This window comes from Shewanella sp. MR-4 (assembly GCF_000014685.1).
Taxonomy (GTDB): Bacteria; Pseudomonadota; Gammaproteobacteria; order Enterobacterales; family Shewanellaceae; genus Shewanella.
In genome coordinates, this window is the sequence record NC_008321.1 from 1,175,231 (window position 1) to 1,201,312 (window position 26,082).

At 48.0% G+C, this 26,082-nt stretch carries 23 protein-coding genes and 9 tRNA genes; 29 read left to right on the forward strand and 3 right to left on the reverse strand.

Annotation, left to right across the window (positions count from 1 at the left end):
• Nucleotides 1–68: 68 nt before the first annotated feature.
• From ychF to SHEWMR4_RS05265, 8 genes are all read left to right on the forward strand, one after another.
• Nucleotides 69–1,160 carry a redox-regulated ATPase YchF gene (gene ychF, locus SHEWMR4_RS05230; protein WP_011621800.1) on the forward strand — a complete coding sequence of 364 codons (1,092 nt, stop codon included), beginning with the start codon at nt 69–71 and terminating at the stop codon, nt 1,158–1,160.
• Nucleotides 1,161–1,367: 207 nt separating this feature from the next.
• Nucleotides 1,368–1,444 (forward strand) — tRNA-Met (locus tag SHEWMR4_RS05235).
• A 54-nt stretch (nt 1,445–1,498) separates the two neighbouring features.
• Nucleotides 1,499–1,583 (forward strand) — tRNA-Leu (locus tag SHEWMR4_RS05240).
• 47 nt (nt 1,584–1,630) lie between these two features.
• A tRNA-Gln gene (locus tag SHEWMR4_RS05245) sits at nt 1,631–1,705 on the forward strand.
• Between the two features lie 22 nt (nt 1,706–1,727).
• A tRNA-Gln gene (locus tag SHEWMR4_RS05250) sits at nt 1,728–1,802 on the forward strand.
• A gap of 1 nt (nt 1,803) precedes the next feature.
• Nucleotides 1,804–1,880: transfer RNA gene (locus SHEWMR4_RS05255), tRNA-Met, on the forward strand.
• Nucleotides 1,881–1,963: 83 nt separating this feature from the next.
• Nucleotides 1,964–2,048 (forward strand) — tRNA-Leu (locus SHEWMR4_RS05260).
• A 20-nt stretch (nt 2,049–2,068) separates the two neighbouring features.
• Nucleotides 2,069–2,143 (forward strand) — tRNA-Gln (locus SHEWMR4_RS05265).
• 297 nt (nt 2,144–2,440) lie between these two features.
• On the opposite strand, the gene SHEWMR4_RS05270 is transcribed toward SHEWMR4_RS05265, so the two are convergent.
• On the reverse strand, nt 2,441–3,076 hold the full coding sequence (locus tag SHEWMR4_RS05270) for a hypothetical protein (RefSeq protein ID WP_011621801.1): 636 nt from the start codon (nt 3,074–3,076) through the stop codon (nt 2,441–2,443).
• Nucleotides 3,077–3,481: 405 nt separating this feature from the next.
• Between SHEWMR4_RS05270 and SHEWMR4_RS05275 the strand changes: the two genes are divergently transcribed.
• The 7 genes from SHEWMR4_RS05275 to secF all read left to right on the forward strand — a co-directional run bounded on the left by SHEWMR4_RS05275 (nt 3,482) and on the right by secF (nt 10,143).
• A complete protein-coding gene (locus SHEWMR4_RS05275) occupies nt 3,482–4,078 on the forward strand; it encodes a PepSY-associated TM helix domain-containing protein (RefSeq protein ID WP_041408719.1) in 597 nt (198 codons plus the stop codon).
• 16 nt (nt 4,079–4,094) lie between these two features.
• Nucleotides 4,095–4,607 carry a DUF2271 domain-containing protein gene (locus tag SHEWMR4_RS05280; protein ID WP_041408986.1) on the forward strand — a complete coding sequence of 171 codons (513 nt, stop codon included), beginning with the start codon at nt 4,095–4,097 and terminating at the stop codon, nt 4,605–4,607.
• Nucleotides 4,608–4,636: 29 nt separating this feature from the next.
• A complete protein-coding gene (locus SHEWMR4_RS05285) occupies nt 4,637–5,455 on the forward strand; it encodes a DUF4198 domain-containing protein (RefSeq protein WP_011621804.1) in 819 nt (272 codons plus the stop codon).
• Nucleotides 5,456–5,701: 246 nt separating this feature from the next.
• Nucleotides 5,702–6,178 carry a transcription elongation factor GreA gene (gene greA / locus SHEWMR4_RS05290; RefSeq protein WP_011621805.1) on the forward strand — a complete coding sequence of 159 codons (477 nt, stop codon included), beginning with the start codon at nt 5,702–5,704 and terminating at the stop codon, nt 6,176–6,178.
• Nucleotides 6,179–6,476: 298 nt separating this feature from the next.
• The gene (locus SHEWMR4_RS05295) at nt 6,477–7,004 is read left to right on the forward strand and encodes a hypothetical protein (protein ID WP_011621806.1); all 528 of its coding nucleotides are present in this window, start codon (nt 6,477–6,479) and stop codon (nt 7,002–7,004) included.
• Between the two features lie 377 nt (nt 7,005–7,381).
• The gene (gene secD / locus SHEWMR4_RS05300) at nt 7,382–9,256 is read left to right on the forward strand and encodes a protein translocase subunit SecD (protein WP_011621807.1); all 1,875 of its coding nucleotides are present in this window, start codon (nt 7,382–7,384) and stop codon (nt 9,254–9,256) included.
• 2 nt (nt 9,257–9,258) lie between these two features.
• Nucleotides 9,259–10,143, forward strand: coding sequence for a protein translocase subunit SecF (gene secF, locus SHEWMR4_RS05305; RefSeq protein ID WP_011621808.1), 885 nt, complete (start codon nt 9,259–9,261; stop codon nt 10,141–10,143).
• 57 nt (nt 10,144–10,200) lie between these two features.
• Here secF and yhbY read toward each other — a convergent pair whose 3' ends face one another.
• Nucleotides 10,201–10,500, reverse strand: coding sequence for a ribosome assembly RNA-binding protein YhbY (gene yhbY, locus SHEWMR4_RS05310; protein WP_011071425.1), 300 nt, complete (start codon nt 10,498–10,500; stop codon nt 10,201–10,203).
• 90 nt (nt 10,501–10,590) lie between these two features.
• Here yhbY and rlmE point away from each other — a divergent pair, with 90 nt between their 5' ends.
• The 14 genes from rlmE (at nt 10,591) to rpsO (ending at nt 23,882) form a co-directional block, all read left to right on the forward strand.
• On the forward strand, nt 10,591–11,220 hold the full coding sequence (rlmE, locus tag SHEWMR4_RS05315) for a 23S rRNA (uridine(2552)-2'-O)-methyltransferase RlmE (RefSeq protein WP_011621809.1): 630 nt from the start codon (nt 10,591–10,593) through the stop codon (nt 11,218–11,220).
• A gap of 29 nt (nt 11,221–11,249) precedes the next feature.
• Nucleotides 11,250–13,223, forward strand: coding sequence for an ATP-dependent zinc metalloprotease FtsH (gene ftsH, locus SHEWMR4_RS05320; RefSeq protein ID WP_011621810.1), 1,974 nt, complete (start codon nt 11,250–11,252; stop codon nt 13,221–13,223).
• Nucleotides 13,224–13,381: 158 nt separating this feature from the next.
• A complete protein-coding gene (gene folP / locus SHEWMR4_RS05325; RefSeq protein ID WP_011621811.1) occupies nt 13,382–14,215 on the forward strand; it encodes a dihydropteroate synthase in 834 nt (277 codons plus the stop codon).
• Nucleotides 14,216–14,289: 74 nt separating this feature from the next.
• The gene (gene glmM / locus SHEWMR4_RS05330; RefSeq protein ID WP_011621812.1) at nt 14,290–15,627 is read left to right on the forward strand and encodes a phosphoglucosamine mutase; all 1,338 of its coding nucleotides are present in this window, start codon (nt 14,290–14,292) and stop codon (nt 15,625–15,627) included.
• Between the two features lie 193 nt (nt 15,628–15,820).
• Nucleotides 15,821–16,603 (forward strand): triose-phosphate isomerase, encoded by a 783-nt coding sequence (gene tpiA, locus SHEWMR4_RS05335; protein WP_011621813.1) that lies wholly within the window; start codon nt 15,821–15,823, stop codon nt 16,601–16,603.
• Between the two features lies 1 nt (nt 16,604).
• Entirely contained in the window at nt 16,605–16,937 is a 333-nt protein-coding gene (secG, locus tag SHEWMR4_RS05340; protein WP_011621814.1) for a preprotein translocase subunit SecG, read from the forward strand.
• A gap of 11 nt (nt 16,938–16,948) precedes the next feature.
• Nucleotides 16,949–17,035, forward strand: a tRNA-Leu gene (locus SHEWMR4_RS05345).
• Between the two features lie 83 nt (nt 17,036–17,118).
• Nucleotides 17,119–17,195: transfer RNA gene (locus SHEWMR4_RS05350), tRNA-Met, on the forward strand.
• A 168-nt stretch (nt 17,196–17,363) separates the two neighbouring features.
• On the forward strand, nt 17,364–17,819 hold the full coding sequence (gene rimP, locus SHEWMR4_RS05355) for a ribosome maturation factor RimP (protein ID WP_011621815.1): 456 nt from the start codon (nt 17,364–17,366) through the stop codon (nt 17,817–17,819).
• Between the two features lie 29 nt (nt 17,820–17,848).
• Nucleotides 17,849–19,348, forward strand: a complete 1,500-nt coding sequence (gene nusA / locus SHEWMR4_RS05360; RefSeq protein ID WP_011621816.1) for a transcription termination factor NusA — start codon at nt 17,849–17,851, stop codon at nt 19,346–19,348.
• A gap of 25 nt (nt 19,349–19,373) precedes the next feature.
• Nucleotides 19,374–22,031, forward strand: coding sequence for a translation initiation factor IF-2 (infB, locus tag SHEWMR4_RS05365; RefSeq protein ID WP_011621817.1), 2,658 nt, complete (start codon nt 19,374–19,376; stop codon nt 22,029–22,031).
• Between the two features lie 62 nt (nt 22,032–22,093).
• Nucleotides 22,094–22,534, forward strand: coding sequence for a 30S ribosome-binding factor RbfA (rbfA, locus tag SHEWMR4_RS05370; protein ID WP_011621818.1), 441 nt, complete (start codon nt 22,094–22,096; stop codon nt 22,532–22,534).
• Complete coding sequence (gene truB / locus SHEWMR4_RS05375) at nt 22,534–23,487, forward strand: tRNA pseudouridine(55) synthase TruB (protein WP_011621819.1); 954 nt, start codon at nt 22,534–22,536, stop codon at nt 23,485–23,487. The genes rbfA and truB overlap by 1 nt, the downstream gene beginning before the upstream one ends.
• A gap of 125 nt (nt 23,488–23,612) precedes the next feature.
• The gene (rpsO, locus tag SHEWMR4_RS05380) at nt 23,613–23,882 is read left to right on the forward strand and encodes a 30S ribosomal protein S15 (protein ID WP_011621820.1); all 270 of its coding nucleotides are present in this window, start codon (nt 23,613–23,615) and stop codon (nt 23,880–23,882) included.
• Between the two features lie 87 nt (nt 23,883–23,969).
• Here the strand turns inward: rpsO and SHEWMR4_RS05385 are convergent, their stop codons facing one another.
• The gene (locus SHEWMR4_RS05385) at nt 23,970–26,024 is read right to left on the reverse strand and encodes a putative bifunctional diguanylate cyclase/phosphodiesterase (protein ID WP_011621821.1); all 2,055 of its coding nucleotides are present in this window, start codon (nt 26,022–26,024) and stop codon (nt 23,970–23,972) included.
• Between the last annotated feature and the right edge of the window lie 58 nt (nt 26,025–26,082).

The window sequence follows — 26,082 nt, forward strand, 5'->3', positions numbered from 1 at the left end:
GGCAGGGTGACTATAAACTTGCTGGTGAGTGTGACTCGCCAGCCTATCATCGAGAGAAAGGTAAGAATATGGGTTTTAAATGCGGCATTGTTGGTCTTCCTAACGTAGGTAAATCAACGCTTTTTAATGCGTTAACTAAGGCTGGCATCGAAGCGGCAAACTTCCCGTTTTGTACCATCGAGCCAAACACTGGCGTTGTACCTGTGCCGGATCCACGCTTAGACGCGCTGGCGGCGATTGTTAATCCGCAACGTGTGCTGCCAACCACAATGGAATTCGTGGATATTGCTGGTCTAGTCGCGGGCGCGTCGAAAGGTGAAGGCCTAGGTAACAAGTTCCTTGCTAACATCCGCGAAACCGATGCCATCGGTCACGTTGTGCGTTGCTTTGAAGATGACAACATTGTCCACGTGGCTAACCGTGTTGACCCTGCGCGCGATATCGAAGTCATTAACACTGAATTGGCATTAGCCGACTTAGACAGCTTAGAGCGTGCGGTGATCCGTCAACAAAAACGCGCTAAGGGCGGCGACAAAGACGCTAAGTTTGAAGTGGATGTTCTCGAGAAGATGCGTCCAATCCTCGATGAAGGCCATATGTTGCGTTCTATGGAGCTGTCTAAAGAAGAATTAGAAGCGGTTGCTTACTTAAACTTCTTAACCTTAAAGCCAACCATGTACATCGCGAACGTGGCTGAAGATGGTTTCGAAAATAACCCACACTTAGATGCAGTGCGTGCCATTGCTGAAAAAGAAAACGCCATTGTTGTGTCTGTGTGCGCCGCCATTGAGTCAGAACTGGCTGAAATGGAGGCCGAAGAGCGTGATGAGTTTATGGCTGACCTCGGTTTAGAAGAGCCAGGGTTAGACCGCGTGATCCGCGCTGGTTACCAATTACTGAGCCTGCAAACTTACTTTACAGCGGGTGTAAAAGAAGTGCGCGCTTGGACCGTTTCTGTAGGCGCGACTGCACCACAAGCAGCGGGTGTTATCCACACCGACTTCGAACGTGGCTTTATTCGTGCTCAAGTGATGGCATTTGACGACTTTATTACCTATAAAGGTGAAGCGGGCGCCAAAGAAGCGGGTAAGTTACGTGTAGAAGGCAAGACATACATTGTTCAAGACGGCGATGTAATGCACTTCCTGTTTAACGTATAACGGGTTTGACAAAGGGCTAAGCTTTAGAAAGTAAGGCAAAATACGGGCAACAGAGGTCGATTTAGCGCATCTGTTGCTCAGTTTGGTGAAGTAATAGCCGAACGGTTTGTCTCAAGGAAAATAGCGAAAAAAAGCTGTTGACCTCGATACCTCGAATAAGCATAATACGCCCCGTTCCTCGCTACGAGGGGCGCGCAATAACGAAGTGGCAATGTAGCTCAGCTGGTTAGAGCACAGCACTCATAATGCTGGGGTCGCAGGTTCAAGTCCCGCCATTGCTACCATTTCGTTATCCTAGCGTTTGCTAGCATCAATTCAGGATGTCAACTTGAAGCAGTGCGGGAATGGTGAAATTGGTAGACACGCCAGATTTAGGTTCTGGTGCCGAAAGGTGTGAGAGTTCAAGTCTCTCTTCCCGTACCATTATTTTTAAACATCGGCGTAAGCGGATGTATGAAACAAGTTAGTGATGGGGTATCGCCAAGCGGTAAGGCACCGGGTTTTGATCCCGGCATACCTAGGTTCGAATCCTAGTACCCCAGCCATCATTTCATGTTTCTCAGTTTTTGGGGTATCGCCAAGCGGTAAGGCACCGGGTTTTGATCCCGGCATACCTAGGTTCGAATCCTAGTACCCCAGCCATGGCAATGTAGCTCAGCTGGTTAGAGCACAGCACTCATAATGCTGGGGTCGCAGGTTCAAGTCCCGCCATTGCTACCATATTTAAATCCACGTTAAATCAATTTGATTTATCTGGTAAAAATCCAGAGACGCCTTTGTTTGCCAATCTGGTACATTTTGATGCGGGAATGGTGAAATTGGTAGACACGCCAGATTTAGGTTCTGGTGCCGCGAGGTGTGAGAGTTCAAGTCTCTCTTCCCGTACCATCAAAGTGAAACAAGTTAATTGGGGTATCGCCAAGCGGTAAGGCACCGGGTTTTGATCCCGGCATACCTAGGTTCGAATCCTAGTACCCCAGCCATAGTTAAAAAGCCCGTCTTACGACGGGCTTTTTGCTTTCTGTCTTTTGTGATGTGTTTATCGAGTCACTCCCTCATTACTTCGTTATCTTTCAATCTTCTGCTCTATTGCTCGCGTGTTATGGCTTTACTAGAGCAAGCCTTGTGTTTTGGTTATGTGCGAATGACTCCTAGGATGCGCTTTGGGGGGAATGGATGTGTCATTGAGATAAAAAAAGCCACAGTGCTTAATAAACACTGTGGCTGACACCGACAAAAATGAAATGCGACTAAAACGCTCGCAGAACGTTGATTAGTTGTTATTGTACGGGTTTAACTTCTTTAACCGCTGCGGGAGCTGCGACTTCGCTTACTGCCTTTTCAAGCACCGCTTCCTGTGTTGCTTTTACATCTCCAGTGGCAACCGCTTTTAGGGGCGCAGCCGCTGGGATTTGTTCTTGCAGCTTTTCCGTGCCTGCATCGATCGCCTTTTGCTGTAGTTTTTGCGGATCTGTGTAGTCAGCCAGTTCTTTAGGCCAGCTTGGTACCAGTTTCTCAGCCTGATCGGTAAATTGCTCAGAGATAATTTTTGGCGAGCCACCCGTAAGCAACATCACCGCCATTTGGTTGGTTTCTGAGTTCCACACAAAGCCTGCTTTTTCGGCCATTTCCGGCACAGGCGTATAGGTCGATACCATATAAAACAGCGGACCTTCCTGCTGGATTTTATCGGCGGTTTTCAGCAGCGATACTGTGGTCTCGTAGTTGTCTCCGAGCAGAGCCTTCATTCGATCTTTAATCAGCGGCTGTTCGAACAGCCCCACGTCATTTGGATTTAATCCGACAAGGGGTTTTAGCAGTGCCCACATGAGTTGGCCTTGGGGGGACATCAATAGCAGCGGGGCAACACAGGCATTAAGCATTAGTGCGAGCCAGATAATATGTAGGCAACGCATTTTTTTGAGCAGAGTTGTACTCAAGATGATATTTCCTTTGGAAGTACCAGCAAGTCGCCGGCGGCGGATTGTAGCCGATTGCGATTCTGTAAACGAGAGGGGTGAATAAGTAAATTTTTACCGAGATTAGAGGGTAAAAGGTTAAGTTTTATCTAATTGAATTTGTATCGGTTTTACAATTATTTCGGTTTTCTCCGCTTCTTTTATCGCACTGCGAGTTTGCGATATTTCCCATCAACGTTGCCGTTATACCGTACTCCTGATGTAAAGAATGTAAACCTGAGTTTTGTTGATAATAAATATCATTTACTCTCTATCCCATTAACTTTCGTTAATACAGGCTATTAGCTAACGGTTGGTGGCGATTTAGGCGCTCGCCTAATATCCCTTCTTGAGAGTCAGTCATTGAAATTAAAAGTTAGTAAATCATCGCTTTCCTTCGCTCGGATTATTCATGTTTATGTCTCTATGGCATTGCTGCTGTTAATGCTGTTTTTTGCCGTAACCGGGATCACCTTAAACCATCCCAATTGGTTTTCATCAGCAGATCAAGAACCGCGACGTGAACAGTTTGATATTCCTAACTACTTGATACCAGCAGCGCCGCAGGAGCCAGAATGGCGTTTAGCGGCGGGGCATTGGTTAAAAAGCCAGTGGGATATGGATATTGGCACTGCCGATATCGATGAGGATGAGATAAGCCTTGTGAATAAAGGCCCCGGCACGTATCGCACCGTCACCTTAGATCTGCTCGACGGCAAAGCCTATGTTGAGACCTTAGATTATGGCGTTGTTGCAGTGCTTAACGATCTGCACAAGGGGCGCAATACCGGGATAGTCTGGGCTTGGGTGTTAGATCTCTGCGCCTTGCTGATTATTCTCTTTTCGCTCACCGGCGCTTATTTGCTGCTGCCTCAAACGAAACGACTTAAAAAATCCTTGTTTTATATGGTGATCGTCAGCTCAGGCTGTGCACTTGTGTATGTCTACTTTGTTCCATAGGGAGAACCGATTAATGATGCGTCAGCTTATTCGCACCAGCGCCATCGGTGCGTTGTTTGTGAGTTCAGCGGTATTTGCCGCGCCAAAAATGACCGTTGATTTGACCTTGCCTGAAATTACCGAAGGCCAGTATCACCGCCCCTATGTGGCTGTGTGGGTAGAGGATGCCAAGGGCCAAACCGTTAAAACCTTAAGCCTATGGGTATGGGATGAGGGCCATAAATGGCTTAAGGACATTCGCCGTTGGTGGCGAAAGGCGGGGCGTGAAGATATGAGTTTTGTCGACGGTATCGCCTCGGCGACCAAACCTGCAGGCCATTACAAAATTGATTGGGACTTAACGGATGATGCGGGTAAACCGCTGATTCCTGCCTCCTACACAGTGTTTATCGAAGTGGTGCGCGAGCACGGCGGGCGTGACCTCGTGAGACAAAATCTGGATTTAACGGCGGGGGATTTTACCGCCCAACTACCAGCGACCACTGAAACTGGCGTGATTGATATTCGCTTAAGCGGTATGACTCGCTAAGTCCTGCACTTTACTGAAAGGATATGAAGATGAAACTACGTTTACTTGCCTTAGTTAGCGCGCTCTGCATCAGCCCATTGGCGAGCAGCCATGACCGCTGGATTTTACCTAGCCACTATAACGTTTCGGCCGAAAGCCAAGAGGTGGTGTGGATCACCTCGGATGTGTCCGCCAGTAACCAAGTCTTTATGTTTGATAAACCAGTCACCGCCAGCGATGTGCGAGTGTATTTACCCGATGGTAAGCCAAGCTCCCCAAGTTCAAGCTACACTGGTGGTCGTAAATCGGTTTTCGACGTGCAATTACTGCAAGACGGTACCTATAAGTTCGAAAAGGAAGTCACGCCGAGATACTTTTCTGTTTATAAAATCAAAGGTAAAGAAGGCATGGTTCGCAGTCGACTCGATAAAAAAGCGACAGCGGCTGTGATGCCAAAGGATGCCTATGAGCTAAAAGGTTCATTAAATGTGGCGCGGGTTGAAACCTATGTGACCCGTAACAAACCCACCGATAAGTTATTAGCACCGAAAGGTGAATATTTGGAGTTGGTGCCTATTACCCATCCCGCGGATATCGTTGAAAATGAACCCGCAACACTGCAGTTTGTTTACGATGGTAAGCCCGTCGAAGGCGTGAGTGTGGCGATCATGAAGGATGGCAGCCTGTACCGTAACAAGCCGGAAGAAATCAGTTTAACTTCGGACAAAGAAGGTAAAGTGGCGATGACGCTGCCAGCTGCCGGTCGTTATCTGCTGCATGCTTCAATCGAACGTCCAAGTCCTGATAAATCTCTTGCCGATAAAACAGTTAGCGAAATCTTTTTGACCTTCGAAGCAGGGCTTGAATAAGCGCATGTTTTAACACTCCCCATGCCCACAAATTCATTTGTGGGCATTTTGTCCCACTTAAGTTCGCACTATTATACTTTGGCACTAGCATCTGAGCGTGAGCTTCAGTAAGCTGCACTGGTGCATAGTTCTTGATGCATCCCAAGCGCATAACGATTAGAATAGCGCAATTCCACCCTGATTTTACTGTGTTGACCTTTAGCGTCGGCACGGGTTGCTTTTGTTTTAAAGGAGACGAAAGAAGTTATGACTAAGGTTCCTATGACAGTTGTCGGTGCAGAACAGCTGCGTAAAGAGTTAGATATGCTCAAGTTTGAACGTCGCCCGAAAATCACTGAAGCGATTGCCTCAGCGAGAGAGTTAGGCGATCTGAAGGAAAACGCGGAATATCATGCAGCCCGTGAAGAGCAAGGGATCTGCGAAGCGCGTATCCGTGACATTGAAGGCAAACTTTCTAACGCGCAGATCATCGACGTGACTAAGATGGCGAACAATGGTCGTATCATTTTTGGTACCACTGTGACTATCCTTAATCTGGATACCGATGCGGAAGTGACTTACCGTATCGTGGGTGACGATGAAGCTAACATCAAAGAAAACCTGATTTCAGTCAACTCTCCGATTGCCCGTGGTTTAGTGGGTAAGAATGAAGGTGATGAAGTGTCGATCGCAACTCCTGGTGGTTTGACCGATTACGAAATTATTTCGGTGCAATACATCTAAGTCTTGGTCTCAGCAGACTCGATTATTTACCGATAAGAAGCCGCCTAGCGCGGCTTTTTTATGCCTTTTTATATCTCAGTGTCCTTGGCGCACAAATATGCAAGATGGATAAAGTTTAATTTGCCTCTGAGGCGGCGGTTACCTAAGCTGCATGCTTGGAGCTTTCTATGCATTCATCAAGGTTCTTTATGAAAACTATCCAAAAATGTGTTGTTTCTTCTGCAAATATTTCATCACTTAAAAGTTGCGTGTACCCAATTAGGAACTGAGTTTGATTAAGCACTGGCGCCAAGGATTAATGTTACTCTGTGTGTCGATCATCTTGATCGCCCATGCGGGTGGCTATGCGCCGCGCAGCTTAACCGCCCAGCAACTGCATCTGGCGCCTAAAACGGTAGCGACAACGGTAGTAACAACTGCGCCTACCGCGGATACGCCGTCACTCACTGCGCAAGATAACACTGCACCACATCACTCAACGGTACAATCGACGGCGAGCGATAAACAAGCTGTCTGCACCGATTCAGATAAGGCACAAGCCACCGATTGCTCAGAGTCTGAATTAGTCAGTCACTCGGATGATTTTAATTTTGCTCCGGCTAACTCCCAGCGTTTTATCAATCTTGTTCAGCATGATATGCGTGAGGTGAAGCCTGTTTACCTGTTAGCCTTTGAGTTCGAACCAGAGCCTGCGCCCGCATTAGGGGAAAATATTCGCCTCGATGCACGTCCAGATTGGACTCTCTTAGCCGAATCTTCACCAGCGCGGATCTCCGGCTGGAAAGTCTCCAACCTCCAATATCGCTTTAGTCAGCAAGCCGCTTAACTCACCGCTCCCTTTAGCAAGTTAGCAATGCTTATCCATAACTAACGTCTGAGTTCATAATCTGAACCAGAGGTCGTTAGGGATACCTTTGATTAACTTCGCATTTTGTCATCCGAAACCTGTACCCGATAACCTAGCATCAAAGCCTGCGGTGTGTACGCCGAAGGTGCGACTAAATCGCATTGGATTTAAATCCATTCGGTTTAGACGGATTTTAATCGGTTATCACCACTGAGTTTGCTCGCGTTTAGCGTACTCCTTGTGGGATCCGTGTTTACAGGTTTTACCGTAATACAGTGATTGTTCGCTCATGTTTAGCTGCACTATTTGCGCTACAGATGGCTATTCGAGCGGGCAATATCATGCGAGTGATATCTATGGATAAAATTCAGAGTAAAAAGCTGTTAAATCACTATTCAGCTTGGAAATACGTTGTGCTTATTGTCACGATTATCGTGATGTTATTTAGTGCCTTACCGACTTGGTATGGAGAAGATGCCGCCGTGCAGGTGGGCGCTAAAGCGGGGCTTAATTTAACCCCCATCGAACTGCGGGATAAATTAAAGGCGCAGGGCGTTGATGTTAAGCGTATCGAGGTTAAGCATGCCCAACATGGCAACGCCAACAGCTCAGAAGACGGGCAAACCCTTATTGTACTCAATGATGACAGCGAGCAAACCTTAGTGAAGACCTTAGTGTCATCCATGGTGAGTGAGCCGAAAGAGCTCACGCTCGCACTGGTGAGTGCAGCGCCAAGTTGGTTGCAAAATATGGGCTTTGAACCGATTAAACTCGGGCTCGACTTACGCGGAGGAGTGCAATTTTTGCTGGATGTTGATGTGCAGCCCGTCTATCAAGCCCAGGCCGATGCATTAGTCGAGTCCCTTAGGCAGTTTTTGCGTGAACAGCAAATTCGCGGCGCCAGTGTGCGTATTGATAGCACGCGCGATGACGCAGGGTTGCAAATTGCAATTGCATTTAATGACGCGGCTGAATCCACCAATAATGCGCGCTCAGCTATTCGCCAATTTATGCAACAAAGCTACCCGACTTGGCAATTAACCAATGCGGATAATGGCTTAGTCGTACAGCTCGCTCAAGAAGAGCAAATCAAGTTACGTAATTTAACCGTGCAGCAAAACCTGCAAATTATGCGTAGCCGGATTGAAGAGCTGGGCATCACTGAGGCTTTAGTACAACGTCAGGGCGAACACCGTATCCGCATCGAGCTGCCCGGTGTACAAGACCCCGCTGCCGCGAAAAACGTGATTGGTGCGACCGCTAGTCTGGCCTTTTTTGAAGTCAAAGAATCGGGTTCAGTGAATGCGCAGGTACTGAAGGATAAATCAGGCAATCCTGTTTATGTGGCACGCACGCCGATATTGGGCGGCGATCATATTGTCGATGCCCGCGCCAATATTGGCGAAATGGGCATGGCCGAAGTGAACATTCACCTCGACCGTATCGGCGGCCAAAAAATGTCGGAGTTTTCCCGCGCCAATATCGATAAGCCTATGGCAACATCCTACAGCGAATATAGCCGGGATGAGCAGGGCAAAGCTAAGCAAACCCAAGAGATCATCAGTGTCGCGACCATTCAATCGCAGCTGGGAGATCGTTTCAGGATCACTGGCGCAGGCACCTATCAAGAGGCGCAGCAATTAGCCTTGTTGCTACGCGCTGGCTCAATGACGGCGCCTGTAACTATTGTTGAAGAACGTACCATTGGCCCAACCCTTGGCGCCGAAAACATTCAAAACGGCTTTGCAGCGCTCGGCCTTGGTATGGGAATTACCTTGCTGTTTATGGCGCTCTGGTATCGCCGTCTCGGTTGGGTGGCCAACGTGGCCTTGATTGCCAACATGGTGATCCTCTTTGGTTTGCTGGCACTGATCCCCGGCGCAGTATTGACCTTACCCGGCATTGCCGGTCTGGTGCTGACGGTTGGTATGGCGGTCGATACCAACGTACTGATCTTCGAGCGGATTAAAGACAAGTTGAAAGAGGGGCGCAGCTTTGCCCTGGCGATTGACACTGGCTTTGACAGTGCGTTCTCAACCATTTTCGACGCTAACTTCACCACTATGATCACTGCGGTTGTGCTCTATTCCATTGGTAATGGCCCCATCCAAGGTTTTGCCTTGACCTTAGGTTTAGGTCTGTTGACCAGTATGTTTACCGGTATTTTTGCCTCAAGAGCCTTAATCAACCTAGTGTATGGGCGTGATGCGCGCCGCCATGTGAGGGTATAACTATGAAGAATCTCAATCTAACTAAATGGCGTTATGTGTCGAGCGCTATCTCTCTCTTTTTAATGTTGGCCTCTCTCACCATCATCGGGATGAAAGGCTTTAACTGGGGCTTGGATTTTACAGGTGGTGTGGTGACCGAGGTGCAGCTCGACAGAAGGATCACCAGTAGCGAGCTGCAACCGCTATTGAACGCGGCTTATCAGCAAGAGGTGACAGTGATTTCGGCCAGTGAGCCCGGACGCTGGGTATTGCGCTATGCCGATACGGCGCAAAGTAATGTCAATATTCAAGAAACCTTAGCGCCACTGGGTGAGGTGCAAGTACTGAACACCAGTATTGTCGGCCCGCAAGTGGGTAAAGAGTTAGCCGAGCAGGGCGGTCTTGCTTTGTTGGTGGCCATGCTGTGTATCTTAGGCTATTTGAGTTATCGCTTCGAATGGCGTCTCGCCTCCGGTGCGTTGTTTGCACTGGTGCACGACGTGATTTTCGTGCTCGCCTTTTTCTCATTAACCCAAATGGAGTTTAATTTAACCGTGCTCGCCGCCGTGCTGGCGATTTTAGGCTATTCGCTCAATGATTCGATCATTATTGCCGACCGGATCCGGGAGTTATTGATAGCCAAACCAAAGCTTGCTATTCAAGAGATTAACAACCAAGCGATTGTCGCGACATTTTCCCGTACCATGGTAACCTCGGGCACCACCTTAATGACGGTGGGTGCGTTATGGATTATGGGCGGTGGGCCGCTGGAAGGATTCTCGATAGCCATGTTTATCGGCATCTTAACTGGCACTTTCTCATCGATATCGGTCGGGACTTCATTGCCCGAATTTTTGGGATTAACGCCAGAGCATTATAAAGTGCAAGTCATCACAGATACGCCATAAGTGCTAAAAACAAAACGGCCACTCGCTTGAGTGGCCGTTTTGTTTAAGGCTGGAAAATTACTTAGCTCTTGGCAGGGCAATTTTCATTTCAGGCGATTGACGATAAATCACCAGAATATGACCAATAAGTTGCACTTTTGCAGATTGAGTTTCACGTACTATGGCATCAACGATGGCATTTTTTAGCTCTCTGTCGGCAGAGGCTACTTTCACTTTAATCAGTTCATGATAAGCGAGTGCGCTTTCAATTTCAGCGAGTACACCTTCAGTCAATCCATTGGCACCAAGCAGCACCACTGGCTTTAAATTGTGCGCCAGACCTTTTAAATGCTGTTTTTGTTTGGTTGTTAAGTTCATTTCTACCAACTTTTGCTGAGTTACTGTTGAAAAACGGCTATTCTACCCTTATATAGCCCTTGTGTAACTCTCAATTGTTGCGGATTTTAAATGTCAGGTAAAAAACGTACGGCCAGTTCCACCCGTTGGATGCAGGAACACTTTGATGATCATTATGTCAAACTAGCACAGAAACGGGGATTGCGTTCTCGCGCTGCGTTCAAGCTTGAGGAGCTCCAGGAGAAGGACCAATTGATCCGCCCAGGTATGACTGTGGTGGACTTAGGTGCGGCTCCTGGTGGTTGGTCTCAAATAGCCGTCAAGCTGACCGGAGATAAAGGTAAAGTGATCGCCTGTGATATTTTGCCAATGGATCCCATCGTCGGCGTGGATTTCTTGCAAGGGGACTTTCGTGAAGAGAAAGTGCTCGAAGCATTGCTAACTCGCGTCGGTGCGGATAAGGTTGACGTTGTATTGTCTGATATGGCGCCCAACATGAGTGGTTCCGATGGTGTCGATCAGCCGCGCGCCATGTATTTAGTCGAACTGGCGTTAGATATGTGTCATCAAGTATTGGCACCTAACGGCAGTTTTGCGGTCAAAGTCTTTCAGGGGGAGGGGTTTGACGAATATATGAAGGCGGTAAAAGACGCATTCAAAGTAGTAAAAACACGTAAACCGGACTCGTCGCGGGCACGCTCCCGTGAAGTCTATCTTGTGGCGACAGGGTACAAGTTGTAGTAACCTAGCGTTAATCATCGCAAGACTTTATGAGGTCTAGTAATTTGAGTGACATGGCAAAAAATCTAATACTCTGGGTTGTCATCGCCGTTGTGCTGATGTCAGTGTTTCAGGGTTACTCCCCCTCTTCTTCGTCATCGCAGAAGATGGATTATTCTACGTTCCTAGACAATGTTCGTGATGGACAAGTCGCCAGTGTTGAAGTGAAAAGTGACCAACGTACTATCGAAGGTGCTAAGCGCACGGGCGAAAAATTCACGACCATCATGCCACTGTATGACCAAGATTTAATTAATGATCTTGACCGTAAAGGCATCACCATGAAAGGCCAAGAAGCCGAAGAGTCGGGTTTCTTAACCCAGATCTTTATTTCTTGGTTCCCGATGTTGTTGCTGATTGGGGTATGGATTTTCTTTATGCGCCAGATGCAGGGCGGCGGTGGCAAAGGCGCTATGTCCTTTGGCAAGAGCAAAGCCAAGCTGATGAGCGAAGATCAAATCAAGACCACTTTTGCTGACGTTGCTGGCTGTGATGAAGCCAAAGAAGAAGTGAAAGAGCTGGTCGATTATCTGCGTGATCCAACCAAATTCCAAAAACTGGGTGGCCGTATTCCAACGGGCGTGCTCATGGTTGGCCCACCAGGTACAGGTAAAACCTTACTGGCTAAAGCGATTGCGGGCGAGTCAAAGGTACCTTTCTTTACCATTTCGGGTTCTGACTTCGTCGAAATGTTCGTCGGGGTCGGCGCATCTCGCGTGCGTGACATGTTCGAACAAGCGAAAAAATCAGCCCCTTGTATTATCTTCATCGACGAAATCGATGCCGTAGGTCGCCAACGTGGCGCAGGCTTAGGTGGTGGTCACGATGAGCGTGAGCAAACCCTTAACCAAATGCTGGTTGAGATGGACGGCTTCGAAGGTAACGAAGGGATTATCGTGATTGCGGCGACTAACCGCCCAGACGTATTAGACTCTGCGCTGCTGCGTCCAGGTCGTTTCGACCGTCAAGTGGTTGTAGGTCTGCCGGACGTTCGCGGTCGTGAGCAAATCCTTAAAGTGCATATGCGTAAAGTGCCGCTTTCTGAAGATGTGAAAGCAAGCGTAATTGCTCGTGGTACGCCAGGTTTCTCCGGTGCCGATTTAGCCAACTTAGTCAACGAAGCTGCACTGTTTGCGGCGCGCGGTAATCGCCGTGTTGTCGGTATGGAAGAATTCGAGCGTGCAAAAGACAAGATCATGATGGGTGCAGAGCGCCGCTCTATGGTGATGTCAGAAGCCGAGAAAGAAATGACGGCATACCACGAAGCGGGACACGCGATTGTGGGCTGTTTAGTGCCAGAGCATGACCCTGTGCACAAGGTAACCATTATCCCGCGAGGTCGTGCGCTGGGTGTGACCTTCTTCTTGCCTGAGGCCGATGCGATTAGCCAAAGCCGTCGTAAGTTAGAAAGCCAGATTTCGGTTGCCTACGGTGGTCGTTTAGCCGAAGAGCTGATTTACGGCAGCGAAAAAGTGTCTACAGGTGCTTCGCAAGATATTAAATACGCGACATCGATTGCCCGTAACATGGTGACCCAATGGGGCTTCTCCGACAAACTCGGTCCATTACTCTATGCCGAGGAAGAAGGTGAAGTGTTCTTAGGCCGTAGCATGGGTAAAGCCAAGGCGATGTCCGATGAAACCGCGACGCTTATCGATGCCGAGGTGAAGGCCTTTATCGATAAAAACTACGGTCGTGCCAAGCAAATTCTGCTGGATAACATCGATATTCTGCATTCGATGAAAGACGCGCTGATGAAGTACGAAACCATTGATTCACTGCAAATTGACGATTTGATGAATCGCCGTGAAGTGCGTCAGCCTGCCGATTGGCAAGCGGATGATAATGGTTCAAACGACAAAGGCAGTGACAAAGGCGAGCCTGCGGTTAAAGTCGACGAAGTGGTAAAGACCGCTCCCGTTGAGGCAGAGCTGAAAGATGCCGATGAGTCACCCGTTAAGTAGCGGTTGTTAATTGAAAGAGAACCCCGTTAAGGGGTTTTCTTGTTTTATCTTGCTAGAAAATTGACTGCGCTGTCATTCAATATAAATCAGTCACATGAGTGAACCGCGCAGAGAACAAATGAAACGCGCTAGCAAGCTGTCCCATATGGAGTCAATGCGTGTTTGAATTAATTGCTGGAACCAAACGCTTATCCTTAGCTTCGCCCGTCGTGATGGGCATTCTGAATGTTACTCCCGATTCTTTTTCCGACGGTGGAAAGTTCTCTTCCTTTGAATTAGCTTGTCAGCATGCCGATGACATGGTGGCCCAAGGTGCGCTTATCATCGATATCGGTGGCGAGTCGACAAGACCGGGTGCGGCCGATGTGACGGTTGAGGATGAACTCGCCCGTGTGATCCCTCTGGTGGAATATGTCGCTAAACATCATGATGTGTGGATTTCAGTCGATACCAGTAAACCTGAAGTGATGCGACAAGCGGTGAATGCTGGCGCGCATTTAATCAACGATGTGCGTGCCTTGCTGGAACCTGGGGCATTAGAGATTGCGGCTCAGCTGAATGTGCCCATCTGTTTAATGCACATGCAGGGCGCGCCGCGCAGTATGCAAATGGCGCCGGAATACCAAGACGTTGTTGCCGATGTTTCTGAGTTTTTGCGTGAGCGTATTCAAGCCTGCATCGATGCGGGGATCCCGCGAGAGCGATTGTTAATCGACCCGGGTTTTGGTTTTGGTAAAACCTTAGAACATAACTATGAACTGCTGGCGAAGTTAGAGCGTTTTGCGCAGTTTGAATTGCCGATATTGATAGGTTTATCCCGTAAGAGCATGATAGGAAACCTTCTCGCTAGACCGACCTCCGAGCGTCTAGCGGGGAGCCTTGCTGGCGCCATGATAGCGGCCCAGAAAGGGGCACATATCATTCGTGTCCATGATGTCCCTGAAACTGTCGATATGTTGAAAGTGTTACAAGCGACACAGGCATATCTTTAAAGGCTATTTTTGTTAAGTATTTCATTAATATTATGATCCCAACCGAAGGGACACATTGAAGTTTGTGGGGCGATATGAGCGAACGTAAATTTTTTGGAACCGATGGTATTCGTGGCAAGGTAGGTTCAGGCCAGATGACTCCCGAGCTGGCATTAAAGTTAGGTTGGGCTGCTGGACGTGTGTTATCCCGCAGCGGCACAAACAAAGTGATTATTGGTAAAGATACCCGTATTTCCGGTTATATGTTTGAGTCTGCCTTAGAGGCAGGCCTTTCGGCAGCGGGCCTCAATGTAATGTTAATGGGGCCAATGCCAACACCCGCTGTGGCTTATCTCACTCGTACATTTCGCGCCGAAGCGGGTGTGGTGATCAGTGCATCCCACAATCCATACTATGATAACGGCATTAAATTTTTCTCCAATGATGGCAGCAAGCTCGATGATAACTTAGAGCTTGAAATTGAAGCCGAATTAGAAAAGCCCTTAGAGTGTGTTGAGTCGCATTTATTGGGCAAAGTGTCACGCATTGAAGATGCGCGTGGCCGCTATATCGAATATTGCAAGGGTAACTTCCCTGCGGATCAAACCCTAACAGGGTTAAAAATTGTCGTGGACTGTGCTCACGGTGCGACCTATCACATTGCACCTGCGGTATTTCGTGAGTTAGGTGCAGAGGTGATTGCTATTGGTGATAAGCCCAATGGCGTTAACATCAATGACAAAGTGGGCGCCACGTCCATGGCGAAAATTTGTGAAACCGTATTAACCGAAGGCGCCGATTTAGGGATTGCGCTTGATGGTGACGGCGACCGTATTATGATGGTCAACAGCCGCGGTGAAGTGATCGATGGCGACCAAATTCTCTATATTCTGGCCTGTGATGCTAAGGCTCGTGGCGTGCTGCGCGGTGGCGTTGTAGGGACGCTCATGTCTAATCTCGGTCTCGATTTAGCCCTGCAAGCCTTAGATATTCCTTTTGCTCGCTCTAAAGTGGGTGACCGTTATGTGATGGAGTTACTGAAAGAACTCGATTGGCGCATCGGCGGTGAAAACTCGGGCCACATTCTAAACCTCGACCATGGCACGACGGGTGATGGTATCGTGGCGGGGATCTTGGTGCTGGCGGCAATGCGTCGACAAAATGCCACTTTAGAGCAACTCACTGCCCCGATGGAGATGTTGCCACAAGTGTTAGTGAATGTGCGTTTTGAGGGGGAACACGACCCATTAAGCTCAGATAAAGTCAAAGCCGCTCAAGCTCTGGTTGAATCACAACTGGGTGCCCGAGGTCGCGTATTACTACGTAAATCAGGTACTGAACCGTTAATTCGCGTAATGGTTGAAGGTGATGATCACAATACTGTGTTAGCGCACGCCAATTTGATTGCAGATGCGGTAAAATCGGCGAGCTAATCGAACCAATCTTTAGTCGAGTGCAGCTGATACCGATTAAAAATGAAGGTGTTAGCTGCATTAATGAGCAAGAATAGGGTTTGGCGTGTAAAAAGTAAGCATTCCAACCTAATATCTGAAAAATTTCGAATTTAGCTATTGTAACTTAATAAGTGGTTCGCTATTATTCACGCCGCTTTCAGAGGAGACAGTGATGGCACTCAGACGTCCTATGGTAGCTGGCAATTGGAAGATGAACGGCAGCGCGGCATTAGCCCAAGAGTTGTTCAAGAAATTTGCCTCAAAGCTCCAAAATGATTCAGCTGAAGTGGTTTTATGCCCGCCTTCTATCTATCTAGAAAGCGTAAGGCAACTGCTAGAAGCAAACAAGGAAGCGTTAGACGGTTCACTTGTTAGGATGGGCGCTCAAAATTTAAGTCAACATGACTTTGGCGCTTATACCGGAGAAGTTTCGGGTCAGATGCTTAAAGATTGCGGATGTCGATATGTGATTATCGGGCATTCAGAACGTCGCCGTATGTACGGAGAGACGAGTAATATCGTAGCGGAGAAATTCGCCGCTGCACAAAAGCACGGTTTAACCCCCATTTTATGTGTGGGTGAGTCGGGTCCAGCACGAGAAGCAAGACGTACCTTCGAGGTGATTGCGGAAGAGTTGGATATAGTGATCCAGAAAAATGGCACTATGGCTTTTGATAACGCCATTATCGCTTACGAGCCGTTATGGGCTGTAGGAACTGGTAAGAGCGCGACACCAGAGCAGGCACAAGAAGTACATGCGTTTATTCGCAAGCGTCTCTCTGAAGTGTCTCCGTTTATCGGAGAGAATATCAGGATCTTGTACGGTGGTAGTGTGACGCCGAGTAATGCGGCAGATTTATTCGCCCAACCTGATGTTGATGGTGGACTGATTGGCGGTGCCAGTTTAAACTCTAGCGAGTTTTTAAGTCTGTGTACCATAGCGATGAGCGCATAATATGTATGAAGTTTTAGTGGTTGTTTACTTGTTGGTTGCATTAGGTTTAATTGGCCTGATCTTAATCCAGCAAGGTAAAGGAGCTGACATGGGGGCCTCATTTGGCGCCGGTGCATCAGGTACCTTATTCGGTTCAAGCGGTTCAGGTAACTTCCTGACACGTACAACGGCGATTCTTGCCATTGCGTTTTTCACTCTAAGTCTGCTGATTGGCAACTTAAGTGCAAACCACGCAAAAAATGAAGATACATGGAAAAATTTAGGTGTTGATGAACAGGTAACTCAACCAGTTGATCAAGCAACCGAAAAGTCAGAAACTAAAATTCCTGACTAGTAAAAGGTGTCGCCGAGGTGGTGAAATTGGTAGACGCGCAGCCTTGAGGTGGCTGTGTCCTAACGGACGTGCGGGTTCAAGTCCCGCTCTCGGCACCATAATATAGCTAAGTGAGACGAAGTAAGAGCTGACTTAGTTATTGCAAGCAAAGACGATAGTCAATATACTTGCACACAGTTGACGCGGGGTGGAGCAGCTTGGTAGCTCGTCGGGCTCATAACCCGAAGGTCGTCGGTTCAAATCCGGCCCCCGCAACCAGCTCCTAGTAATGAATGTTGTATAATTCATTATGGTTTACAGGTTCTTGAAGCTAATAACCTCGTCATTACGGGGTTTTTTGTTGTCTGGGACTTTTAAATTTGTCGTATCCTTTACGGCGTTTTACTAGGGCTATTAAGCCCTTTTTTGTTTTTTCGGGGGTCAATTTTGGCAACATTAGAATCCAGACTGGTAGACATGCTCACAGTGCCTGTGGAAGCACTCGGCTTCCAACTTTGGGGCATTGAATATGTGCAAGCGGGTAAACATTCAATCCTGCGTGTGTTCATTGATGGTGAGAATGGTATCAATATTGAAGATTGTGCCAACGTAAGTCGCCAAGTCAGTGCTGTGCTCGATGTTGAAGACCCAATTTCTACTGAATATACCTTAGAGGTTTCTTCGCCAGGCGTAGATAGACCCTTATTTACAGCTGAGCAATATGCGGCCTATGTCGGCGAGGATGTCAAGCTTCAACTGACTATGCCTGTCGCGGGCAGTCGTAATTTAAAAGGCGCCATTACACAGGTTGACGGCCAAATGTTGTCGCTAAATGTGAATGGTAAAGAGCTGGTTGTCGCCTTGGATAATATCCGTAAAGGCAACATCATCGCTAAGTTTTGATGGTTTCAAGGTGAACGAGGCAAGACGAAATGAATAAAGAGATTCTGCTAGTCGCTGAGGCGGTTTCAAATGAAAAGGCCGTTCCACGCGAGAAAATTTTTGAAGCGCTAGAGACAGCTCTGGCAACTGCTACCAAGAAAAAATACGAAGGTGATATCGACGTTCGTGTTGCTATTGATCGTAAAACGGGCGCCTATGAAACTTTCCGCCGTTGGATGGTGATTGATGACAACGGCGTCGCGTTAGAAAACCCATACCGCGAAATCACCTTGGAAGCTGCGCGTTTTGAAAACCCAGAAATCCAGCCTGGTGATTTTATCGAAGACGAGATCGAATCAGTGGCATTCGACCGTATTACCACCCAAACCGCTAAGCAAGTGATCGTACAAAAAGTACGTGAAGCCGAGCGTGCGCAAGTGGTTGAACAGTTCCAAGATAAAGAAGGCGAGTTGATCACTGGTGTTGTGAAAAAAGCGACCCGTGAAAGCGTAGTCGTTGACTTAGGCAATAACGCCGACGGCGTATTGTTCCGTGAAGATTTAATTTCTCGCGAATCTTTCCGTCCTGGTGACCGTGTGCGTGCATTGCTTTATTCAGTCCGTCCTGAAGCTCGTGGTGCGCAGTTGTTCTTAACCCGCACTAAGCCAGACATGCTGATTGAGCTGTTCCGCGTAGAAGTACCTGAAATTGCCGACGAGCTGATCGAAGTCATGGGTGCCGCGCGCGACCCAGGTGCACGCGCTAAGATCGCGGTGAAATCAAACGACCGTCGCATCGATCCAATCGGTGCTTGCGTTGGTATGCGTGGTGCACGTGTTCAAGCCGTATCGAATGAACTCGGTGGTGAGCGTGTGGATATCGTATTGTGGGATGACAATCCAGCACAATATGTGATCAACGCAATGGCGCCTGCTGATGTGGCTTCTATCATCGTTGATGAAGACAACCACTCAATGGATATCGCTGTTGAAGCGGAAAGTTTAGCTCAGGCCATTGGTCGCAATGGTCAAAACGTACGTTTAGCGACTCAGTTGACTGGCTGGGAGCTGAACGTGATGACAGTAGAAGACATGAACAAGAAACACCAAGCCGAAAGCGCCAAGGTGAAGAGCTTATTCATGAAATCTCTGGATGTAGATGAAGATTTTGCACAAGTACTGGCCGACGAAGGTTTTACCTCGCTGGAAGAAGTGGCTTATGTGCCTGTGTCAGAATTATTAGCAATTGACGGCTTCGATGAGGATATCGTTGAAGCGTTACGTGAACGTGCAAAGGCTGCGATCTCTACTCGAGCGCTCGCATCTGAAGAAGCACTAGATGGTGTGGAGCCAAGTGAAGAGTTATTAGCACTTGAAGGTGTTGAAAGACACTTAGCCTATGTTTTAGCAAGCAAAGGTATCGTGACTCTAGAAGACTTGGCTGAACAAGGCATTGATGATTTGATCGAAATTGAAGAATTGACAGAAGAAAAAGCAGGTGCGCTGATCATGGCTGCCCGCAACATCTGTTGGTTTGGCGAAGAAGCATAAGTCGATCAACAGGGGGATTTAACTGATGGCAGATACTACCGTAGAGAAATTGGCCACGGAAGTGGGTAAAAGTGTTGAACGTCTGATTGAGCAATTCTCTCAGGCCGGAATTAAGAAAGGCCATACAGATAACGTGTCTGAAGCTGAGAAGCAGCAGTTACTGGATTATCTCAAGAAACAACATGGTGGCGATAATGCGCCGACCAAAATGACGCTGCAACGTAAAACCGTATCGACCCTGAGTGTGGCTGGTAATGGTGGTCAATCTAAAGACGTTAAAGTAGAAGTGCGTAAAACCCGCACTTTTGTAAAGCGTGATGCGAATGACGCGGTTCTGAAGGCTGAAGAAGAAGCGAAAGCCAAGGCAGAAGCCGAAGCTAAGGCTAAAGCGGAAGCTGAAGCCAAGGCAAAAGCAGAAGCCGAAGTGAAAGCCAAGGCCGAAGCCGAAGCGAAAGCTAAGGCTGAAGCTGAAGCAAAAGCTAAGGCAAAAGCAGCGGCTGAAGTCAAAGTCATCAAAGAATTATCGCCAGAAGCTGAAGCGGCTCGTGTTGAAGCTGAGCGTTTAAAAGCGGTTCAAGCGGAAGCGACAAAGCGTAAGCAAGACGAAGAAGCTGCGAAAGCGGCAGAAAAAGCGCGTCTGTTAGCAGAAGAAAACTCTAAGCGTTGGGCCGAGGAAGAGCGTCAACGTTTAGAAGCCGAACGTTACAGTGATCACCATATCACCACCTCTAAAGTGGCTCGTGCCGCTGAAGATTCATCAGATATGGATGAAGAGAAACGTGGCCGCCGTGCGCGTAACAAAAATACCGCCAAGTCCAAACGTGGTGGTAAAGATGCTCGCGATGGTCGCGAAAAACACATGCGTAACCGCAGCACCGCGCCAGAATCAATGGCTCATGGCTTCAATAAGCCAGTTGCAGCTGTTAACCGTGATGTGCGTATCGGTGAAACTGTTACTGTGGCAGAACTTGCTCACTTAATGGCTGTTAAAGCGACTGAAATCATCAAGCAAATGATGAAGATGGGTTCAATGGTTACGATCAACCAAGTGTTAGATCAGGAAACCGCCCAATTAGTTGCTGAAGAAATGGGTCATAAAGTCGTACTGATCCGTGAAAACGAATTAGAGCAACAAGTACTTTCTGAGCGTGATGAAGAAGGCGTTGTGAAGCTTGAGCCTCGTGCTCCTGTTGTGACCATCATGGGTCACGTTGACCACGGTAAAACGTCGCTGCTTGACTATATTCGCCGCGCGAAAGTGGCTGCGGGTGAGGCCGGTGGTATTACTCAGCATATTGGTGCATACCATGTTGAGACCGATAACGGCATGATCACCTTCTTAGATACCCCAGGTCACGCCGCGTTTACCGCAATGCGTGCCCGTGGTGCTAAGGCAACGGATATCGTAGTACTGGTTGTTGCTGCCGATGACGGCGTAATGCCACAAACCATCGAAGCGATTCAACATGCTAAAGCCGGTAACGTGCCATTGATTGTTGCTGTCAACAAGATGGACAAGCCAGAAGCCGATATCGACCGCGTTAAGAGCGAATTAGCTCAGCACGGCGTAATGTCTGAAGATTGGGGCGGTGACAACATGTTCGCCTTCGTATCTGCTAAGACGGGTGCTGGCGTTGACGACCTACTCGAAGGCATTCTGCTGCAAGCGGAAGTTCTTGAGCTTAAAGCCGTTCGCGATGGTATGGCTGCTGGTGTAGTTATCGAATCGCAACTGGACAAAGGTCGCGGCCCTGTGGCAACGATTCTGGTTCAAGAAGGTACACTGCGCCAAGGCGATATCGTTCTATGTGGTTTAGAGTACGGTAAAATCCGTGCGATGAAAGACGAGAACGGTCGTTCAATCACTGAAGCGGGCCCATCAATCCCTGTTGAGATCTTAGGTCTGTCAGGTGTGCCATCTGCTGGTGATGAAGCTACTGTTGTTCGCGACGAGCGTAAAGCCCGTGAAGTTGCTCTGTACCGTCAAGGCAAGTTCCGTGACGTGAAATTAGCGCGTCAGCAGAAGTCTAAGCTGGAAAACATGTTCGCGAACATGACCGAAGGCGAAGTGAAGGAACTGAACATCGTTCTGAAGGCAGACGTTCAAGGTTCACTCGAAGCGATTACCGACTCCTTAATGGGTCTGTCTACCGACGAAGTGAAAGTGAACATCATCGCTCGCGGTGTGGGTGCACTGACCGAAACCGACGCGACTTTAGCTGCGGCTTCTAACGCGATTATGGTTGGCTTTAACGTCCGTGCCGATGCACAGGCGCGTAAGACTATCGAAAGCGAAAGTGTTGACCTGCGTTACTACAGTGTTATCTATAATCTGATTGATGAAGTGAAAGCGGCGATGACGGGTATGTTGTCACCAGAATTCAAGCAACAGATTATCGGTCTGGCTGAAGTACGTGACGTATTCAAATCACCAAAACTGGGCGCAATCGCCGGTTGTATGGTGACTGAAGGTACCATCAAGCGCAGCGCACCAATCCGCGTACTGCGTGATAACGTGGTGATCTTCGAAGGTGAACTCGAATCGCTACGTCGCTTTAAAGACGACGTTAACGAAGTTCGCAACGGCATGGAATGTGGTATCGGTGTTAAGAACTACAACGATGTCCGCGTGGGTGACCAAATCGAAGTATTCGAAACCGTCGAAGTGGCACGTACACTGTAACGATAAAGAGGGCGGCATTAGCCGCCCTTTCAATTTAATACATTAGCTATGGTAACTCTATTATGGCAAAAGAATTCAGTCGTACACGTCGCATAGGCCAGCAGTTGCAGCAAGAGCTAGCTGTTGTGTTACAACGCGACATGAAAGATCCCCGTATTGGTTTTGTAACCGTTAATGACGTCGATGTGTCCCGCGATTTAAGTTACGCCAAGGTATTTGTGACCTTCTTCGAAGAAGATAAAGAGGTAGTTCAAGAAAAGCTCAATGCCTTGATTGCCGCAGCACCTTATATTCGTACCTTAGTTGCAGGCCGCATGAAGCTGAGAGTTATGCCTGAAATCCGTTTCGTGTATGACAGTTCATTGGTTGAAGGTATGCGTATGTCTAACCTCGTTAGCCAAGTGATCAACAGCGACAAAGCCAAGCAACAGCAGTTTGGTAGTGCCGACGATGTTACGGAGAATGACATCGACGAAGCTGATGACACCGAAGGTAAAGCGTAATGGCGAGACGTTCGAAGGGTCGCTTTATCGACGGTATCGTGTTGTTGGACAAGGCCACAGGAATGAGCTCCAACTTTGCACTACAACGAGTAAAGCGCTTTTTTAATGCCAACAAAGCAGGGCATACGGGTGCACTCGATCCACTGGCAACTGGCATGCTGCCAATCTGTTTAGGTGAAGCGACTAAGTTTTCGCAGCATTTGCTGGATTCGGATAAGCGTTATCTGGTCACAGCAAAACTGGGACAACGTACAGATACTAGCGACTCAGACGGTGAAGTCGTGCAGACTCGCCCGATCGAATTCACTGAGGCGCAGTTAATGTCCGCCTTAGAACATTTCCGTGGCGATACCCTGCAAGTGCCATCCATGTATTCTGCGCTGAAATACCAAGGCCAGCCCTTGTATAAGTATGCCCGCGAGGGGATTGAAGTGCCCCGCGAGGCGCGTCCTATCACTGTCTTCGAGCTGAACTTCATCAGTCTAGAAGGCGATGAGCTGACCCTAGACATTCATTGCTCTAAGGGCACTTATATTCGCACTATCATCGATGATTTAGGTGAGATGCTCGGTTGTGGCGCCCATGTAATTATGCTGCGTCGTACTCAAGTCGCGCATTATCCCTACGACAAAATGGTCACCTTGGAGCAACTCGAAGCCTTAGTCGCTAAGGCGCAGGAAGAGCAGCTTGACCCTAGCAGCTTGCTGGACTCGTTGTTGTTGCCTATGGATACCGCGGTTGCCGACTTTCCTGAAGTGAATGTGCCTGATGCGAGCGCAGCTTACTTAATGCAAGGTCAGGCGGTACGTGTCTCAGGACTCGTTGCAGATAAGTTGGTGCGCATTACGTTGGGCACTGAGCGTCGTTTCGTCGGAATTGGCGAGATGAACGAAGATGGTTTACTGGCGCCTAAGCGCTTAGTCGTGATCCACGACCAAGCTAAAGCATCTTAATGGATTTGCTCGGATATTAATCCACCGCTTTTATTGCGCGCGCCAAGGATTATGGGTAGAATAGCGCGCCCTCTGGCTGAGTTAGTGATCGGCTAGAGATTCACATTTTATATTTGGAGAGACACATGTCACTAAGTACTGAAGCGAAAGCAAAGATCCTGGCTGAATTTGGCCGTGGCGCAAACGACACTGGTTCAACTGAAGTTCAAGTTGCGCTGTTAACTGCTCAAATCAACCATTTGCAAGATCACTTCAAAGAGCACATCCACGATCACCACTCACGTCGTGGTCTGTTACGCATGGTTAGCGCTCGTCGTAAGTTATTAGCTTACCTGAAGCGTACTGAAGCAGCGCGTTACAATGAGCTGATCCAAAAGTTAGGTTTACGTCGTTAATCACGCGTTTACTGACGTAAAAAAGGAGGCTAAGCCTCCTTTTTTATTGCCTCAAATTTAGTGTTCTACGCTATTTTATCGCTCGAATTAGGCGCCACGTAATCCATCGATATTGCTAATAGTTGCGGTTTGATTGGCAATGTACAGTGCCTCAAACTCCGCCTGCGGTAAGGGTTGGCTAAAGTAAAATCCTTGACCAATTTGGCATTGATTACGCTTGAGCCAATCGAGTTGCTGTTCGTTTTCAATCCCTTCGGCAACGATAGTGAGATTTAATTGCTTACCTAACATCAAAATGGTCGAGGCGATCGCACTGTCTTCCGGTAAATCAGAAACGAAGCAACGATCGATTTTCATGGTAGTGATCGGCAAATGCCGCAGGTAAGACAGAGAGGAATAACCGGTCCCAAAATCATCGACGGCGATACCAAACCCCGCCGATTTGAGTTGTTCTAACTTGTTGATCGCAAGCTCAATGTCATTCATCAAGGATGTTTCGGTGATTTCAATTTCGAGTAATTCCGGTTGAATTTGGTAACGCAGCGCCATTTGTTTAATGTCTGACACTAAGCTGGCATCGGCAAATTGTTGTGAAGCAACGTTGATGGCGATAGGAATCGCAAAGTTATATTTTTTCTGCCATTCACGCAGTACTCGGCAGCTTTGTTCGATAACCCAGCGTCCAATGGGAATGATGATACCAGTCTCTTCAGCCACCGGAATAAAGGAAATAGGGCTGATTAAGCGGCCATCTTTTTGCCAACGGATCAAGGCTTCACAGCCAGTGATCTTTCCGGTTTGCAAATCCAACTTGGGCTGGAAGTAGAGCAAAAATTCATTGTTTTTCAAGGCATCATGTAGCGAGGCTTCGGTACGCAGCCGAACGGCCGCTCGCTCGGTCATTTGCTGCTTGAAGAAGGCCCATTGATTCGACCCTGCGGCCTTGGCACTGTACATGGCGATATCGGCATGACGGATAAGATCTTCGGCGCTGTTGCCATCTTCTGGATAGATGGAAATCCCAATTGATGCCGCCGGGTGAATCGCATGTTCATTCAGCTGAATCGGCACATTGAGCTGCACTAAGAGTTTATCGACAAAGTCGGCGGCTTGATCGGGGGAGTGAACTGAGTCGGCTAAAATCACGAACTCATCGCCACCTAAGCGTGATACTGAACCTTTATCACCCACAACGCGTTCTAAAATACGGGCGATGCGGGCGAGGAATTGATCGCCAAGGGCGTGGCCTAGGGAGTCATTGATATTTTTGAATCGGTCTAAGTCGATAAACATCAAAGCAAAACTGCTTTTATGAACCCGTGAGCGCTGGATAGTGACGGCAATGGTTTCGAGTAACAGAGTGCGATTTGGCAGGCCCGTTAATGGGTCGCGGGTGGCCATCTTACGCAGTTTGGATTGGGTCTGACTGAACTGTATAAGGATTTGGTTAAACTTCGATGTCACCAAGCCAAGCTCATCATCCTTATGGGCATTTGACATGGGCAGCAGGTTTTCATCGGGCGAATCGGGGGAGATTTTATCTATCGCCTCACTAATACGAGCTATCGGCTGAGTTAAGAAGCGGTGGAATACTACGGATAACACTAAAGTGAGCAGAAGCGCGCGGGCCAGGGTGGCAAAAAAGCTGAATCTTAACTGGCTAAAGAGGGTATTGGTCAGTTCCTGTGTGTCGTAAAAAATGGTTAATGTGCCAATCAGTTGCTGCTTTTGTGTGCCTTCAAAATAAAAGGGCCGATACAAGGGGCGCGAAATTTCTTTTAAGTCATCAAAGAGTTTGTTGCTAAGACTAATAAAGGTCTGTGAGTCGTTTTTCTTATTATTGCTAACGGACACGAACATGGAGCCATCATCGAGTTCAATCACCGCTGACCCTACATGTTCAACTTTAATTGCTCCTTCAAGGGTTTGCCTTGCGAGATTATCATCCAATGCCCACACGGCATTAGCGGCGGGTTGTTCAACGGAGTCCAGTAATTCTTGCTGAGTCGTGGTTAGCTGTTGTTTAGTGGCGATGACGACGAGGGCAATTTCAACAACGAAGATGGCGATAGCGAAAAAAAGCGCTGTAAAAACGACGAGATTAGTTTGTTTCCAAGTTAGGGATTTAAAGCGGCCCGTCATTCAGCTCATCCTTTCTTATTGTTTTCGCTATGGGAATAATTTTGACATTAAGTTACAA

Coding starts and splice junctions, on each gene's coding strand:
- rpsO (WP_011621820.1), top strand. CDS start 23,613: ATGTCACTAAGTACTGAAGCGAAAGCAAAGATCCTGGCTGAATTTGGC.
- rlmE (WP_011621809.1), top strand. CDS start 10,591: ATGTCAGGTAAAAAACGTACGGCCAGTTCCACCCGTTGGATGCAGGAA.
- infB (WP_011621817.1), top strand. CDS start 19,374: ATGGCAGATACTACCGTAGAGAAATTGGCCACGGAAGTGGGTAAAAGT.
- secG (WP_011621814.1), top strand. CDS start 16,605: ATGTATGAAGTTTTAGTGGTTGTTTACTTGTTGGTTGCATTAGGTTTA.
- rbfA (WP_011621818.1), top strand. CDS start 22,094: ATGGCAAAAGAATTCAGTCGTACACGTCGCATAGGCCAGCAGTTGCAG.
- SHEWMR4_RS05270 (WP_011621801.1), bottom strand. CDS start 3,076: ATGCGTTGCCTACATATTATCTGGCTCGCACTAATGCTTAATGCCTGT.
- ftsH (WP_011621810.1), top strand. CDS start 11,250: ATGAGGTCTAGTAATTTGAGTGACATGGCAAAAAATCTAATACTCTGG.
- SHEWMR4_RS05295 (WP_011621806.1), top strand. CDS start 6,477: ATGTTACTCTGTGTGTCGATCATCTTGATCGCCCATGCGGGTGGCTAT.
- ychF (WP_011621800.1), top strand. CDS start 69: ATGGGTTTTAAATGCGGCATTGTTGGTCTTCCTAACGTAGGTAAATCA.
- yhbY (WP_011071425.1), bottom strand. CDS start 10,500: ATGAACTTAACAACCAAACAAAAACAGCATTTAAAAGGTCTGGCGCAC.
- truB (WP_011621819.1), top strand. CDS start 22,534: ATGGCGAGACGTTCGAAGGGTCGCTTTATCGACGGTATCGTGTTGTTG.
- tpiA (WP_011621813.1), top strand. CDS start 15,821: ATGGCACTCAGACGTCCTATGGTAGCTGGCAATTGGAAGATGAACGGC.
- secD (WP_011621807.1), top strand. CDS start 7,382: ATGGATAAAATTCAGAGTAAAAAGCTGTTAAATCACTATTCAGCTTGG.
- secF (WP_011621808.1), top strand. CDS start 9,259: ATGAAGAATCTCAATCTAACTAAATGGCGTTATGTGTCGAGCGCTATC.
- SHEWMR4_RS05280 (WP_041408986.1), top strand. CDS start 4,095: ATGCGTCAGCTTATTCGCACCAGCGCCATCGGTGCGTTGTTTGTGAGT.
- glmM (WP_011621812.1), top strand. CDS start 14,290: ATGAGCGAACGTAAATTTTTTGGAACCGATGGTATTCGTGGCAAGGTA.
- nusA (WP_011621816.1), top strand. CDS start 17,849: ATGAATAAAGAGATTCTGCTAGTCGCTGAGGCGGTTTCAAATGAAAAG.
- SHEWMR4_RS05385 (WP_011621821.1), bottom strand. CDS start 26,024: ATGACGGGCCGCTTTAAATCCCTAACTTGGAAACAAACTAATCTCGTC.
- SHEWMR4_RS05285 (WP_011621804.1), top strand. CDS start 4,637: ATGAAACTACGTTTACTTGCCTTAGTTAGCGCGCTCTGCATCAGCCCA.
- greA (WP_011621805.1), top strand. CDS start 5,702: ATGACTAAGGTTCCTATGACAGTTGTCGGTGCAGAACAGCTGCGTAAA.